The organism is Streptomyces sp. NBC_01276 (assembly GCF_041435355.1).
Classification (GTDB): domain Bacteria; phylum Actinomycetota; class Actinomycetes; order Streptomycetales; family Streptomycetaceae; genus Streptomyces.
The window spans coordinates 6,093,529-6,107,470 of sequence record NZ_CP108442.1 but is presented as its reverse complement, the minus strand read 5'-3'; the positions used below and the strand labels follow the sequence as shown (position 1 = coordinate 6,107,470).

The window sequence follows — 13,942 nt, the reverse complement described above, 5'->3', positions numbered from 1 at the left end:
AATCGACGAGGAGCTGAAAGAGATATGAGCACCCTGCAGAGCGTTCCCGCCCTGGGTACGCACCCGACCGCCGGTTCGAACCCGAGCCGCGCCGAAACCCGTGAGCAGCTGTCGAAGGCCACCTACGACCTGCTCGTCATCGGCGGTGGCATCCTGGGCACCTCGGTGGCCTGGCACGCCGCGCAGTCGGGTCTGCGGGTCGCCATGGTGGACGCCGGCGACTTCGCCGGCGCCACCTCGTCCGCCTCCTCCAAGCTCGTCCACGGCGGTCTGCGCTACCTGCAGACCGGCGCGGTCAAGCTGGTCGCCGAGAACCACCACGAGCGCCGGGTGCTGGCCAAGGACGTGGCCCCGCACCTGGTCAACCCGCTGACCTTCTACCTGCCCGTGTACAAGGGCGGTCCGGTCGGCGCGGCGAAGCTGGGCGCGGGCGTGTTCGCGTACTCGGCGCTCTCGGCCTTCGGCGACGGGATCGGCAAGGTCATCTCGCCGGCCCGCGCCGTCGCCGACAACCCCGGTCTGAAGACGGACAACCTGAAGGCCGTCGCGGTCTACTACGACCACCAGATGAACGACTCCCGCGTCGCCGTCATGACGGTCCGCGCGGCCGTCGAGTCCGGCGCGGTCGTCCTGAACCACGCCGAGGTCACCGGCCTGCGCATGACGCGCGGCCGGGTCTCCGGCGCCGAGCTCAAGGACCGCCTCGACGGCACCGAGTTCGGGGTCGACGCGCGCGTCGTGCTCAACGCCACCGGCCCGTGGGTGGACCACCTGCGGCGCATGGAAGACAAGCACGCGATGCCGTCGATCCGCCTGTCCAAGGGCGCGCACATCGTCATGAAGCGCAAGTCGCCGTGGAAGGCCGCCATGGCCACCCCGATCGACAAGTACCGCATCACCTTCGCCCTCCCGTGGGAGGACCAGCTGCTCCTCGGTACGACCGACGAGGTCTACGAGGGCGACCCGGCGGACGTGCGCGCCACCGAGTCGGACATCCAGCAGATCCTCGACGAGGCGGCCTTCTCCGTGAAGGACGCCGACCTCGACCGCTCCCTGATGACGTACGCCTTCGCCGGCCTGCGGGTGCTGCCCGGCGGCCCCGGCGGCGTCGAGAAGGCCAAGCGCGAGACGGTGGTCTCCGAGGGCGCGGGCGGCATGCTGTCGGTGGCCGGCGGCAAGTGGACCACGTACCGGCACATCGGCCGCGTGGTCATGGACAAGCTGGCCAAGCTCCCCGGCAGCCCGCTCACCGAGGACATGGAGCCGGTGAAGTCGCTGGTGCGCCGCATCGCGCTGCCCGGCGTCGCCAACCCGAACGCGGTCGCGCACCGGCTCCTGGTGGACCGTGAGCCCGGCACCCGGATGGACCCGCTGACCGCCCGTCACCTGGCCTCGCACTACGGCTCGCTGGCCTTCGACATCGCCCGTCTGGCGAACGAGGACCCGGAGCTGGCCGAGCGGATCCACCCGGACGGTCCGGAGATCTGGGCGCAGGTCGCCTATGCCCGTGACAACGAGTGGGCCGAGACGGTCGACGACGTGCTGCGCCGCCGTACCACGGTGACGGTCCGCGGCCTGGACGACGAGGCCGTACGGGCCCGGGTCGAGGAGATGCTGGGCCGCAAGGCATAGCTGTCCCGCAGGTGGGGAAGAGGGGCGGTTCCGAGGGGAACCGCCCCTCTGTCGTGGGCTGTGGCCGGTGCCTCATCAAGGCTTAGGCTGGCCCACGTACACAAGGGAACTTCGGAAGGAGACCTGGGTGATCGAGCTTGAGGGCGTGCCCGAGCTGATCGACCCGGTCATGGTGGCCGCGTTCGAGGGCTGGAACGACGCGGGTGACGCCGCCTCCGGTGCGGTGGCGCACCTGGACCGGGAGTGGAAGGGCGAGGTCTTCGCGGCGCTGGACGCCGAGGACTACTACGACTTCCAGGTCAACCGGCCGACGGTGTGGCTGGACAACGGGGTAAGGAAGATCACCTGGCCCACGACGCGGCTGTCGGTGGTCCGGATCGGCGGCGCGAAGCCGCGGGACCTGGTGCTGGTGCGGGGCATCGAACCGTCCATGCGGTGGCGGTCGTTCTGCGAGGAGATCCTCGGCTTCGCCGTCGAGCTGGGCGTGGAGATGGTGGTCATCCTGGGCGCGCTGCTCGGGGACACCCCGCACACCCGGCCGGTTCCGGTGAGCGGGGTGACCTCGGACGCGGACCTGGCGCGGACGATGGACCTGGAGGAGACCAAGTACGAGGGTCCGACCGGGATCGTGGGCGTCCTTCAGGAGGCCTGCACCCATGCCGGGATGCCGGCGGTGTCGCTGTGGGCGGCGGTGCCGCACTACGTGTCGCAGCCGCCGAACCCGAAGGCGACGCTGGCGCTGCTGAACCGGCTGGAGGACCTGATCGACATCCGGATCCCGCTGGGCGAACTCCCGGAGGACGCGCGGGCCTGGCAGCTGGGCGTGGACCAACTGGCCGCCGAGGACAGCGAGGTGGCGGAGTACGTCCAGACGCTGGAGGAGGCGCGGGACACCGCCGACCTGCCGGAGGCCTCGGGGGACGCGATCGCGCGGGAGTTCGAGCGGTACCTGAGGCGACGGGATCCGTCGGCGGGTCCGGAGACGGCCGGCGACACGGGCTCCTACTTCCGCGACCTGTCGGGCGGCCCCCGGCCCCCGGCGAAACCGAAGCCGGACGGCCCGGCGGACCAGGACGGCCCCTCCGGACCGGACGCCACCGGCGAGGGAGATGAAGGCGGGGACGGAGACGCCGAAGGGGCCTGACGGCCCCGGCCGTCCGGGTGTCGGTACGCCCTGCTCGCGGCGGCGCCGGAGCCGGCGTACGTGGGCACGGACGAGCTGGTGCCGGTCCCCTGCGTGCTCCACCCGGAGCAGGTCCGCGAATATCCGGCCGCGCACGATCTGGACCGTGACCGTCGTGCAGTGATCCGGCGCCGCCGTGGGCGGCGGTACGGAAGGAGCGCGCCCCCCGGCACCGGGCCGGGGGGCGCGCTCCTCGCGTACTGCTCCGGTGCTAGAGGGCCACGCCCAGGAGGGCGTCGACCGTGCGGGAGACCAGGCCCGGGGCGGACTCGTCGTCGCCGTCCGAGGCGTTCTGCGCGTCCGCCCACCGGTCCACGGCCGCGAGCGCGGCCGGGGCGTCCAGGTCCTTCGACAGGGCCTCGCGGACCTCCTCGACGAGGGCGTCCGCCGGCAGGCCGTCCGGCCGGGAGACCGCCGCGCGCCACCGCTCCAGCCGGGCCACGGCCTCGGCGAGGACCTCGTCCGTCCACTCCCAGTCGGCCCGGTAGTGGTGTGCGAGGAGGGCCAGCCGGATGGCGGCCGGGTCGACGCCGGCCCGGCGCAGCGCCGAGACGAAGACCAGGTTGCCCTTGGACTTGGACATCTTCTCGCCGTGCAGCGCGACCATGCCCGCGTGGACGTAGGCCTTGGCCATCGGGAACTCGCCCGTCAGGGCCTGCGCGTGCGAGGCGCCCATCTCGTGGTGCGGGAAGGCCAGGTCGGAGCCGCCGCCCTGGATGTCGAAGCCCATGCCCAGGTGGTCCAGGGCGATGGCGACGCACTCAATGTGCCAGCCGGGGCGGCCGCGGCCCAGGGAGCCGCCGTCCCAGCTCGGCTCGCCGGGCCGTGCGGCCATCCACAGCATCGGGTCGAGGGGGTTCTTCTTGCCCGGACGGTCCGGGTCCCCGCCCCGCTCGGCGGACAGCAGCCGCATCGCCCGGGCGTCGAGGTTCGAGACCCCGCCGAAGTGCGGATCGGACTCCACGGAGAAGTAGACGTCCCCGTCGAGCTCGTAGGCGGCACCCGCGTCGCGCAGCCGCTCGACCAGCGGCACGATGCCGGGTATGGCCTCGACGGCGCCGATGTAGTTCCGCGGGGGCAGCATCCGCAGGGCGGTCATGTCCTCGCGGAAGAGGGCGGTCTCGCGTTCCGCGAGCTCGGTCCAGTCGTGGCCGTCGCGCAGCGCCCGCTCCAGGAGCGGGTCGTCCACGTCCGTGACGTTCTGGACGTAGTGAACCTGCCGCTTGTTGTCGAGCCACACGCGCTGCACGAGGTCGAACGCGTTGTAGGTCGCCGCGTGACCGATGTGGGTCGCGTCGTACGGGGTGATCCCGCAGACGTAGATACGGGCGACGGGACCGGGGTCGAGGGTGATCGTCCCTTGGGTCGCGGTGTCGTGGATCTGGAGGTCGCGGCCCTTGCCGGGCAGGGCGGGGACCTCAGAAGCGGGCCAGGCATGCATGCATCGAGCCTAACCGGACGAGTGTTCCGGAAACGAACCGGAGCAGCACTGTTGGCTTGATCGGCCGTCTTGCGGTCCGGCCGGTTCTGTGCGTCGCGGGCCGTGGCAGCTCAGACGGGTGGCCAGGGGATCGCCGGCCACTGTCCGGAGGGCTTCGGGTGCGTCCCGTTGCGCAGCAGCAGGGCCACACGGGCCCGTACGGCGCCCAGCTCGACCGGGGTGATCAGTTCGGCCAGCCGGGTGGCCAGCGGGCCCCCCTCGGCGAGCTGGGCCTCCAGGGAGCCCAGCACCCGCCGGGCCTCGTCGGTGAGCGGCTCCCCCGCCCAGCCCCACAGCAGGGTGCGCAGCTTGTCCTCGGCATGGAAGGTCACGCCGTGGTCGATGCCGTAGAGCCGGCCGTCGGGGGCGGGCAGCAGGTGGCCGCCCTTGCGGTCGCCGTTGTTGATCACCGCGTCGAGTACGGCGAGGCGCCGCAGCCGCGGGTCGTCGGCGTGCACCAGCAGGGCGGTGCGGCCCTCCCCCACCTCGGCGAAGGCGACCGGCTTCCAGCCCTCCCCCGCCTCCTCGCCCTCGACGAGCGCGAGGAGCCCGGCCTCCGGCGATTCTCCGGCGTCGATCCAGTGCTGGACCATTCCCTCCCCGTACGGGCCGTCGCGCAGGACCGTCGCGGGGACGAGCCCCCACCCGGTCGCCTCGGAGACCAGGTACGCGGCGCGCTCGCGGCGGGCGAGGTTGCCGTCGGGGAAGTCCCACAGCGGGCGCTCGCCCTTGACCGGCTTGTAGACGCAGTCCGCGCTCGCGCCCTCGTGGGCCACCGTGCACAGCAGTACGGCGTTGGAGGCCTCGGCGATACGGCCGCGGACGGTGAGCTCACCGCGGGTGAGCAGTTCCTCGATCGGGGTCTCGGCGCTCACACCTGGCGCCGGTACCCGTTCTGGCGCGGGCACACGTGTCCCTCGGGGTCGAGCGGCAGACTGCACAGGGGGCACGGGGGGCGGCCCGCGTTGACCACGTCCAGGGCCCGCTTGGCGAAGGCGCGGGCCTGGGCGCCGGAGAGGCGCACGCGCAGCATCGGCGGGCCGTTCTCCTCGTCCTGCAGGAGCCGCTCCTCGGCCTCGGCGAGGTCCTCGTCGGAGTCGGCGTCGAGTTCGACGAGGGCCTGGGCCTCGACGATCATCCGCTGCTCCTCGCCGTCCCAGGCGAGCGCCATGGTGCCGACGCGGAACTCCTCCTCGACGGGGACGTCGAGGGGGGCGGTGTCCGCCGCCTCGGTGGAGGCGACGGCGGGGACGGGCGCGTTGCCGCCGGTGCGCCGGACGACCTCGTCGAGCAGCTCGTCCATCCGCTCGGCCAGTGCAGCGACCTGGGTCTTCTCCAGGGACACGCTGGTGACCCGGGCTCCCGCGGAGGCCTGGAGGAAGAACGTACGGCGTCCAGGCAGACCGACCGTACCGGCCACGAAGCGGTCCGGCGGGTCGTAAAGGAACACCTGACGGGGCACGACCGGTCTCCAAGTCTGAGGCAGGGCAGGGCTGCGCCGGTGTGGGGGCGCCATGCCACCCTACTGCGCCGTTCGATCAGGCCGCGCCCGCGCCGCCGCCCACGACGGCGTTCCCGCCGTCCTCGGTCGTGGTGTCGGGGGACGGGGCGGTGCGCGGGACGAGGGGCGAGAGGTCCCCGGTGTCGCCGAGGCGCAGCAGGAAGGGCCTGGTGGGGGTGTAGCGGATCGCGGTGACCGAGCAGGGGTCGACGTGGATCCGCTGGAAGAGGTCGAGGTGCATGCCGAGGGCGTCGGCGACGAGGGACTTGATGATGTCGCCGTGGGAGCACATGAGGTAGACGGCGTCGGTGCCGTGCTCCTCGTCGATCCGGGCGTTCCACTCGCGTACGGCGTCCACGGCGCGCGCCTGCATGGCGCGCATGGACTCGCCGCCGGGGAAGGCGGCGGCCGAGGGGTGCTGCTGGACGATCTTCATGAGGGGTTCGTCGGCGAGTTCGGAGAGTTTGCGGCCGGACCAGTCGCCGTAGTGGCATTCGCCGATGCGCTCGTCGGTGTGCAGGGGCAGTGCGGGGCGGGCGGCGAGCAGCGGGGCGAGGGTTTCGCGGCAGCGCTGGAGGGGGCTGGTGACGGCGGCCACGAGGGGCACGGCGTCGAGCCGCCCGGGAAGCGCGGCGGCCTGGGCGGCGCCGTGGTCGTCGAGGTTCACCCCCGGGGTCCATCCGGCGAGCACGCCCGCGGTGTTGGCGGTGGACCGCCCGTGTCGTACGAGGATCAGCATGGCCATGGGGGAAGCCTATGCCGTGCCGCCGTTGTGCGGGCGGGCTCCGGCCGGGGCAGAATGCCCGGCGTGATTGTCGACTGCGCGATGTACCGGAACGGCCGCCGCTCCACGGCACCGGAGGACTTCTCCGATGCCCTCGACGAGGCGCGGGCCTCGGGTGACGCGTTCGTGTGGGTGGGCATGCACGAGCCGACGGCCGACGAATTCGATCATGTGAGCCGGGAGTTCGGGCTGCACGCGCTGGCGGTGGAGGACGCGCTGACCGCGCACCAGCGGCCGAAGCTGGAGGTCTACGACGACTCGCTGTTCGTGGTCCTCAAGCCGGTGCTCTACGACGACGACACGGACACGGTGACCACCGGCGAGCTGATGGTCTTCATAGGCGACTCGTTCGTGGTCACCGTCCGGCACGGCGAGGGGGCCGCGCTGGCGGCCGTGCGGCACCGGCTCGAACAGGAGCCGGAGGTGCTGCGGCACGGGCCGACCGCCGTGCTGTACGCCGTGTCCGACGCGGTGGTGGACCACTACATCGAGGTGGCGGCCGAGCTCCAGGCCGACCTGGAGGAGCTGGAGGCGGAGGTGTTCGCCCCGAACGCCTCGGACTCCAAGAACACCGCCGCGCGGATCTACGGCTTCAAGCGGCAGGTGCTGGAGTTCCGCCGGGCGACGAGCCCGCTGCTGCAGCCGATGGACCGGCTCGCCTTCGGGCAGGTGCCGTTCGTGCACGAGCACTCCCAGCCCTTCTTCCGTGACGTCGCCGACCACCTGACGAAGGCCAACGAGTACATCGAGGGCCTGGACCGGCTGCTGTCGGACGCGCTGGCCGCCCACCTGGCGCAGATGGGCGTCCGGCAGAACGACGACATGCGCAAGATCTCCGCCTGGGCCGCCATGGCCGCCGTCCCGACGATGGTCGCGGGGATCTACGGGATGAACTTCGAGCACATGCCGGAGCTGCGGCAGAGCTGGGGCTATCCGGCGGTGCTGGCGCTGATGGCGGCTCTGTGCGCGGGCCTGCACCGGATGTTCAAACGGCGCGGCTGGCTGTAGCGGCGGGGCCGGCGGCCGGCTGTAGCGGCGGGCGAGGCCGGCGGGAGAGGGCCTACGCGTGGCCGTGCGCGGTGGCGGGTGCGCCGCCCAGCGGGTCGCGCCGCTCCGGAGGGCGCAGGCCGACCATCCGGTGCCAGCCGCCGAAGCGCTCGTACGCGTACATCCCGCGGATGCCGGCGGCCAGGGCGGCGGCCTTGGGCGCGGGCCAGCGGAGCAGCCGGCCCATGTGGGCCATGACGGCGAGGCTGACGTCCCGGTGGACGGCGATCTCGGCGAGCGCGCTCTCGCGCAGCACCCGCTGGATGGTCCGGCCGTGGCCGGCGCGGGCGAGACGCAGCAGTTCCTCGTGGCAGTAGGCGAGGTGGTTGTCCTCGTCGCCGCTGATCTGGCGGACGGCTTTGCCGATCTCGGGGTGGTCGCCGAAGTGGTTCACCAGCAGGACCATCTGCTCGGAGGCGCGCTGTTCGGTGACGCGGCTGTGCGCGAGGTAGACGACGATGTCCCGTTCGGTCAGCGCTTCCTCGCGGCGCAGCTTGTCGTGCGCGAGGCCGATGCCGCGGCGCTCCAGCAGCATCGTGTAGTCGGTCTCGGGCGGTACGGGGACGGGGGCCAGGCCGCGGTTGCGCAGCAGGGCCCGGAAGATCCGGCCGTGTTTGTCCTCGTCCGCGCCGTGCCGGGTGATCTTGGGTGCGAGGTCGCGCATGCCGTCGGGGACGAGGGCGGCGATCCTGGCGTTCTCCCAGCCGCCCTGGGACTCCCCGCTGGCGGCGATGGAGCAGAACAGCTGGAAGGAGTCGTCGTGGCCGACGATCTCCTGGAACAGGCTGCGGGCAGAGAGCATGGAACGAGTCAAATGCGGATCTGCCGGGCGGGCAACCGAGGGCTCGCCCGACTCGGCCGAATGAACGAGCCGCGCGGCCGGGCCCCGGGGCGTAACCCCGTGGCCCGGCCGCGCGTTGTTGGCTGTGTCGGCCGTGGCGGGGAAGACCCCCCGAGCCCCCACCACGGCCGCAGACCTCGATCCGGACGCCGCCCCGCACCGCTCCCCGTGCGCCGGGCGGCGTCCGCGTTTCAGGACAGGCCGGCCAGCTCCAGGGCCCGGGTGCCGGCGCGCAGGGCGGCGAGGCGCTCGTCCAGGGTGAAGCCGGCGGGGGCGAGCGTCAGGGTGGTGACCCCGGCGTCGGCGTAGGCGCGCATCCCGTCCGCGATCCGCTCGACGGAGCCGAGCAGGGTGGTCGAGTCGATCAGCGAGTGCGGCACGGCGGCCGCCGCGCCGTCCTTGTCGCCGCCCAGGTACTTGGCCTGGATCTCGGCGGCCTCCTTCTCGTACCCCATGCGCTGGGCGAGCTGGTTGTAGAAGTTCTGCTTGGGGCTGCCCATGCCGCCGACGTACAGGGCGGTGTAGGGGCGGAACACGTCCGCGAGGGCGTTCACGTCCTCGCCGAGGGCCAGCGGGACGGTCGGGCAGACGTCGAAGCCGTCCATCGTCAGTCCGGCCTTCTCACGGCCGGCGCGGATGTGCCGCAGGGCCGTCTCCTCCAGGTGCTCGGCGGCCGGGAAGATCAGCAGGGCGCCGTCGGCGATCTCGCCGGTCTGCTCCAGGTTCTTGGGCCCGATGGCGGCGATGTAGAGAGGGATGTGCTCGCGCTCGGGGTGCACGGTCAGCTTGAGCGGCTTGCCGGGGCCGCCGGGCAGCGGGAGGGTCCAGTGCGCGCCGTCGTAGGAGAGGCGCTCGCGGCTCATCGCCTTGCGGACGATCTCCACGTACTCCCGGGTCCGGGCGAGGGGCTTGTCGAACTTCACCCCGTACCAGCCCTCGGAGACCTGCGGGCCGGAGACGCCGAGGCCGAGCCGGAACCGGCCCTTGGTCAGGGAGTCCAGGGTGGCGGCCGTCATCGCCGTCATCGCGGGCTGACGGGCCGGGATCTGGAAGATGGCCGAGCCGACGTCGATCCGCTCCGTCTGGGCGGCCACCCAGGCGAGCACGGTGGCCGCGTCGGAACCATAGGCCTCGGCCGCCCAGCAGACGTCGTAGCCGAGGCGGTCCGCCTCCTGCGCGACGGCGAGGTTGTCGGCGTCCATGCCCGCGCCCCAGTAGCCGAGGTTGATGCCGAGCCGCATGTGTCGTCCCCTTACGATGTGCCGCTTTACCGATCAGTAACGTGGGTCTGCGGGGGACTGTAGCGCGCCCGGCCGCCGTGCGGCAGTGCCCCAGTAGTCTCAGCGCTCATGGAGCAGAGGCATCTCGGCCGCACCGGACTGCGCGTCTCCCGGATCGGCCTCGGCACCCTGACCTGGGGCCGTGACACCGGCGAGGAAGCCGCCGCCGAGCAGTTGAGGACGTTCTGGGAGGCGGGCGGCACGCTCGTCGACACGGCCGACGTGTACGGCGGCGGAGAGGCGGAGTACCTCCTCGGGCAGCTGGTGGGCTCCCTCGTGCCGCGCCGGGACCTGGTCATCGCGACCAAGGCGGGCAGCGTGCCCGACCCGGACCGGCGGTTCGACGGCTCGCGCGGACACCTGCTGGCCGCCCTGGACGACTCCCTGGACCGCCTCGGCACCGATTACGTCGACCTGTGGCAGGTGCACGCTTTCGACCCGGCGACCCCGCTGGAGGAGACCCTCCAGGCGCTCGACCTGGCCGTCGGCAGCGGCCGGGCCCGCTACGCCGGGATCTCCAACTTCAGCGGCTGGCAACTGGCGAAGGCGGCGACCTGGCAGCTGGCCGCACCCGGGACCCGGACCCGGCTCGCGTCGACGCAGATGGAGTACTCGCTCCTGCAGCGGGGCGTGGAGCGGGAGGTGCTCCCGGCCGCGCTGGACCTCGGTGTCGGCCTGCTGCCCTCCTCCCCGCTGGGCCGGGGGGTGCTGACGGGCAAGTACCGGGACGGGACCCCGGCCGGCTCCCGGGGCGCCTCCCAGTCGCTGGGCGCCTTCGTGGAGCCGTACCTGGACGAGGCCGCCGGGCGGATCGTGGACGCGGTGGTGACCGCCGCGCAGGGCCTGGCCGTCACCCCGCTCCAGGTGGCGCTGGCCTGGGTCCGGGACCGGCCGGGGGTGGTCGCCCCGATCGTCGGCGCGCGGACGTCCGCCCAGCTCGGGGCGGCGCTGTCGGTGGAGACCCTTACGCTTCCGGAGGAGATCTGCCGGGCTCTGGACGACGTGTCGGCGCCCGTGCACCGCTACCCCGACCAGGACTGGAGCACGCTGTGAGTACGGACCCCGAGGCCACCGGCCCCGCCACCGCGGAGGACCCGGAAGAGGCCGCCACCCCGGAGGCGACCCCCGGCCTCGGCGAAACCCCCGCCGAGGGGGGCCACCACCCCGCACCCCCGACCACCGATGCCGACGGCGACGGCGACGGCGAACCCCCGACCGACGGACCGGACGCCGGCGGCGACGAGACCCCGGCCGACGAACCCGCGGGCGACGCCGAGGCCCCGGCCGACGGGGGCGCGGACGCGGACGGCGTCGAGATCCCGGCCGGGGAGTCCGGTTCCGGTTCCTCCGGTCCCTCCGAGGCGGCCGACCCCTCCGCCGAGGGGGACGAGGCCCCGGCGGGCGCGGCCGCCACCGGGGACGGCGCCGCCGAAGCCCCCGGCGCGGAGCCGGCCGGGCTCACCGAGGCGCAGGCCGAGCTGGCCGCGCAGAAGATCGAGCGGGAGCGCATCGCACGCCGCAAGGCGGAACGCGAGGCCCCCGTGGACGCCGGCGCCAAGCTCAGCGGCAAGGCCGCCGACCTGCTGGCCGCCGTACGGGCCGTGGAGAGCGGCGCCAAGCCCTCCGCCGTCTTCTTCGACGACGCGCCCGCCGCCCCCCGCCGGGCGGCCCCCGCTCCCCCGCAGCCCCGCCCCGCCACGGCCCCCGCCGCCGCGCCCGCCCCCACCACCGAGGAGATCGGCGCGGTGCGCGCCGTACTGACCCGCGGCGGGGCCCCCGAGGGCCTCGCCGGGGCCGCCGCCGAGGCCCTCGGAGAGGGAGCCGCGGACCTGCTCGCCGAGGACCCCTGGCGGCTGCTCGCGGTCCCCGGGGTGCGCCCGGCGCAGGCCGACGGTTTCGCGCAGGCCCTGCTGGGCGCCGCGGCCGGTCCCGCCGACGAGCGCCGGGGCGCGGCCCTGCTGGGCTGGCTCCTGGACCAGGCGGCCCTCAAGGGGCACACCGCGCTGGAGGCCCCGGTCCTGGAGAAGGCCCTGGTCCAGTACGGGGTGCCGGCCCCCGCCGAGGCCCTGGAGGCGGCCATCGGGGAGGGCGCGGTCCTGGTGTTCCACGAACCGCTGGGCGAGCCCGGCCCGCGGGCGGCGGACACCGGCGGCGGCGACGGGGGCGACGGAGGCGACGAGGAGGACGAGCCGCGGCCGGTACGGATCCTCGTGGGCCTGGAGGAACACGCCCTGGCCGAGGAGAGCCTGGCCGACGGCCTGGCCCGGCTGACGGGCACCTTCGGCGGCCTGGCCGACTGGTCCGGGGTGGCCACCGGTCCCGGCGCCGAGCTGGTCCGTGCCGTCGCCGGCCACGGCCTGGTCACCCACACCGGCGGCGAGGCCGCCCGCGCCGAGCCGCTGGCCCTGCTGGCGGCCGCCCGGAAGCTGGGCCTGCGGGCCGCCCTGGCCGCGCACGCCCCCACCGGGGACGCCGTGGGCGTGGCCGGGCTGCTCTCGGGGACCCAGGGCCCCGGACGGGACGCCGACGGCCGCTTCGACCTCGACCTGCTCATCGTGCTGGACGCCCCGCAGCTGGACGTGGAGACGGCCGCCGCCCTGGTGGAGTCGGTGCCCGACGGGGCCCGTCTGGTGCTCTCCGGCGACCCCGGGGTGCTCGGGTCGGCCGGGCCGGGGCGGGTGTTCGCCGACGTGCTGGCCGCCCGCGCCTGTCCCCAGGTGGTGTCCCGGACGCCGGACCCGGGCCCGCTCGGCGAGCTGGTGTCGGGGATCGGTGTCGGGGAGCTGACCCAGGTCGAGGCCCCCGGCAAGGAGATCGTCATCGTCCCGGTGCGCGATGCCGGCGAGGCCGTGCACCGCACCGTGCAGCTGGTCTCCGAATCGGTGCCGCGCGCCTTCGGGATCCCCGCGGACGCCGTGCAGGTCGTCACCCCGGGCCACGGTGGCGCGGCGGGGACCCGGGCGCTGAACGCGGCCCTCAAGGAGCGGCTGAACCCCGGCCCGGGGCGGTTCGGCGGCTTCGATCCCGGTGACCGGGTCGTCCACGTCCCCGCGCCGGGACGGGCCGTGCCGGGCCGGGTGGTGTCGGCCGACGCGCAGGGGCTGCACCTGGACGTGGCGGGCGTACGGGTCGTCGTACCGAAGGAGCGGGTGGAGGCGCAGGTGCGGCACGGCTGGGCGGTGACGGCGCACCAGGCCGTCGGGGCGCGCTGGCCCGCGGTGGTCGTCGTCCTGCCCGGGGACGCGGCACAGGCCCTGTCCCGGGACTGGGTGTACACGGCGTTCGGGCGGGCCGAGCGGCACCTGTCGGTGGTGCACGGCGTGGACCAGGCGCTGCCGCGCGCGGTGGCCGAGGTGCTGCCCAAGCCCCGTACGACCCGTCTGACGGGTCTGCTGCGGGCGCTGACGGCGGATCGGCAGCCGCAGGCGTAGCGGAGGAGGGCCGCGCCCCCGCCCCGCCGAGGACGGCGGGGCGGGGGCGCGGCGCGCCGTGCGCTTGCGACGGCCCGCGGCCGGTGGGCTCAGGCCGGGACCGGGCCCGGGGCCGCGGCCTCCTCTTCCTCGTCGAAGTCCTCGTCCTCGACGTCCTCGTCGAAGACCGAACTGACGTCGAAGCGGTGCACCACGTCCTGGGGATCGGTCTGCCCGAAGGGCGAGTTGAGCCAGTCCCCCGGTTCGGCTACCTCCTCCAGCGCCGCGATCCAGAGGGTGGAGTCGCCTTCCTCCAGGCCGAACTCCTTGTAGCGGGAGGCGATCTCGTCGGGCTCGTACTCCCCGAAGAGCACGCCGAGCGCCCCCGCGGTGCCCGCGTCGTCGACGAGTTCGGCGTCCCGGTCGTGCGCGGCGACGCGCTCGGCCTGGGCGATCAGCCGGGCCGGTTCGACGACGGCGTAGTCGCGGCGGATGAGCACGCTGAAGGCGGCGGGCTCGGCGGGGCCGGTGTACGCGACACCGTCCTCGGGCGTGGGGATCTCGAAGGGGGTGACCTCGTCGTAGCGGTCGTAGAGGAGTTCGTCGTACTCCTCGGCGGCGGCGGCGAGTTCGTTGAAGGCGGCGTAGACGGCCGGGTCCTCGTCCCCGATCCTGCTCTCGACCGCGGCGAGGTGACGGTCGAGAGCGGCCTTGACCGCCTCGGCGGCGGCGCGTACCTCGGCAACAGTGGGCAGAGCGGCATCAGACATAGTGCAGACGCTAT

General features: G+C 73.9%; 12 protein-coding genes. 5 read left to right on the top strand and 7 right to left on the bottom strand.

The window, feature by feature from the left end:
- The first annotated feature begins 24 nt into the window (after positions 1-24).
- A complete protein-coding gene (locus OG295_RS27465; RefSeq protein ID WP_371679312.1) occupies positions 25-1,632 on the top strand; it encodes an FAD-dependent oxidoreductase in 1,608 nt (535 codons plus the stop codon).
- Between the two features lie 127 nt (positions 1,633-1,759).
- Positions 1,760-2,776 carry a PAC2 family protein gene (locus OG295_RS27460; RefSeq protein WP_371679311.1) on the top strand — a complete coding sequence of 339 codons (1,017 nt, stop codon included), beginning with the start codon at positions 1,760-1,762 and terminating at the stop codon, positions 2,774-2,776.
- A gap of 250 nt (positions 2,777-3,026) precedes the next feature.
- On the opposite strand, the gene mshC is transcribed toward OG295_RS27460, so the two are convergent.
- From mshC to OG295_RS27440, 4 genes are all read right to left on the bottom strand, one after another.
- Positions 3,027-4,256 (bottom strand): cysteine--1-D-myo-inosityl 2-amino-2-deoxy-alpha-D-glucopyranoside ligase, encoded by a 1,230-nt coding sequence (gene mshC / locus OG295_RS27455; RefSeq protein ID WP_371679310.1) that lies wholly within the window; start codon positions 4,254-4,256, stop codon positions 3,027-3,029.
- Between the two features lie 110 nt (positions 4,257-4,366).
- Positions 4,367-5,203 carry an SCO1664 family protein gene (locus OG295_RS27450; RefSeq protein WP_371679309.1) on the bottom strand — a complete coding sequence of 279 codons (837 nt, stop codon included), beginning with the start codon at positions 5,201-5,203 and terminating at the stop codon, positions 4,367-4,369.
- Positions 5,167-5,757 carry a DUF3090 domain-containing protein gene (locus OG295_RS27445; protein WP_280920854.1) on the bottom strand — a complete coding sequence of 197 codons (591 nt, stop codon included), beginning with the start codon at positions 5,755-5,757 and terminating at the stop codon, positions 5,167-5,169. The genes OG295_RS27450 and OG295_RS27445 overlap by 37 nt, the downstream gene beginning before the upstream one ends.
- 76 nt (positions 5,758-5,833) lie before the next feature.
- Positions 5,834-6,541, bottom strand: coding sequence for a histidine phosphatase family protein (locus tag OG295_RS27440; protein WP_371679308.1), 708 nt, complete (start codon positions 6,539-6,541; stop codon positions 5,834-5,836).
- 54 nt (positions 6,542-6,595) lie between these two features.
- Here OG295_RS27440 and corA point away from each other — a divergent pair, with 54 nt between their 5' ends.
- On the top strand, positions 6,596-7,588 hold the full coding sequence (corA, locus tag OG295_RS27435; RefSeq protein ID WP_371679307.1) for a magnesium/cobalt transporter CorA: 993 nt from the start codon (positions 6,596-6,598) through the stop codon (positions 7,586-7,588).
- Positions 7,589-7,640: 52 nt separating this feature from the next.
- Here corA and OG295_RS27430 read toward each other — a convergent pair whose 3' ends face one another.
- Both OG295_RS27430 and OG295_RS27425 read right to left on the bottom strand, forming a co-directional pair.
- Complete coding sequence (locus OG295_RS27430) at positions 7,641-8,429, bottom strand: ferritin-like domain-containing protein (RefSeq protein WP_371679306.1); 789 nt, start codon at positions 8,427-8,429, stop codon at positions 7,641-7,643.
- A gap of 230 nt (positions 8,430-8,659) precedes the next feature.
- Positions 8,660-9,709, bottom strand: coding sequence for an LLM class F420-dependent oxidoreductase (locus OG295_RS27425; protein WP_371679305.1), 1,050 nt, complete (start codon positions 9,707-9,709; stop codon positions 8,660-8,662).
- 108 nt (positions 9,710-9,817) lie between these two features.
- On the opposite strand from OG295_RS27425, the gene OG295_RS27420 reads away from it, so the two are divergent.
- Both OG295_RS27420 and OG295_RS27415 read left to right on the top strand, forming a co-directional pair.
- On the top strand, positions 9,818-10,801 hold the full coding sequence (locus OG295_RS27420; RefSeq protein ID WP_371679304.1) for an aldo/keto reductase: 984 nt from the start codon (positions 9,818-9,820) through the stop codon (positions 10,799-10,801).
- Positions 10,798-13,179, top strand: coding sequence for a helix-hairpin-helix domain-containing protein (locus OG295_RS27415; RefSeq protein ID WP_371679303.1), 2,382 nt, complete (start codon positions 10,798-10,800; stop codon positions 13,177-13,179). The genes OG295_RS27420 and OG295_RS27415 overlap by 4 nt, the downstream gene beginning before the upstream one ends.
- Before the next feature lie 89 nt (positions 13,180-13,268).
- Here OG295_RS27415 and OG295_RS27410 read toward each other — a convergent pair whose 3' ends face one another.
- Positions 13,269-13,928 (bottom strand): hypothetical protein, encoded by a 660-nt coding sequence (locus tag OG295_RS27410; RefSeq protein WP_371679302.1) that lies wholly within the window; start codon positions 13,926-13,928, stop codon positions 13,269-13,271.
- Positions 13,929-13,942: the final 14 nt, after the last annotated feature.

Coding starts and splice junctions, on each gene's coding strand:
- OG295_RS27465 (WP_371679312.1), top strand. CDS start 25: ATGAGCACCCTGCAGAGCGTTCCCGCCCTGGGTACGCACCCGACCGCC.
- OG295_RS27420 (WP_371679304.1), top strand. CDS start 9,818: ATGGAGCAGAGGCATCTCGGCCGCACCGGACTGCGCGTCTCCCGGATC.
- mshC (WP_371679310.1), bottom strand. CDS start 4,256: ATGCATGCCTGGCCCGCTTCTGAGGTCCCCGCCCTGCCCGGCAAGGGC.
- OG295_RS27410 (WP_371679302.1), bottom strand. CDS start 13,928: ATGTCTGATGCCGCTCTGCCCACTGTTGCCGAGGTACGCGCCGCCGCC.
- OG295_RS27440 (WP_371679308.1), bottom strand. CDS start 6,541: ATGGCCATGCTGATCCTCGTACGACACGGGCGGTCCACCGCCAACACC.
- corA (WP_371679307.1), top strand. CDS start 6,596: ATGCCCGGCGTGATTGTCGACTGCGCGATGTACCGGAACGGCCGCCGC.
- OG295_RS27430 (WP_371679306.1), bottom strand. CDS start 8,429: ATGCTCTCTGCCCGCAGCCTGTTCCAGGAGATCGTCGGCCACGACGAC.
- OG295_RS27425 (WP_371679305.1), bottom strand. CDS start 9,709: ATGCGGCTCGGCATCAACCTCGGCTACTGGGGCGCGGGCATGGACGCC.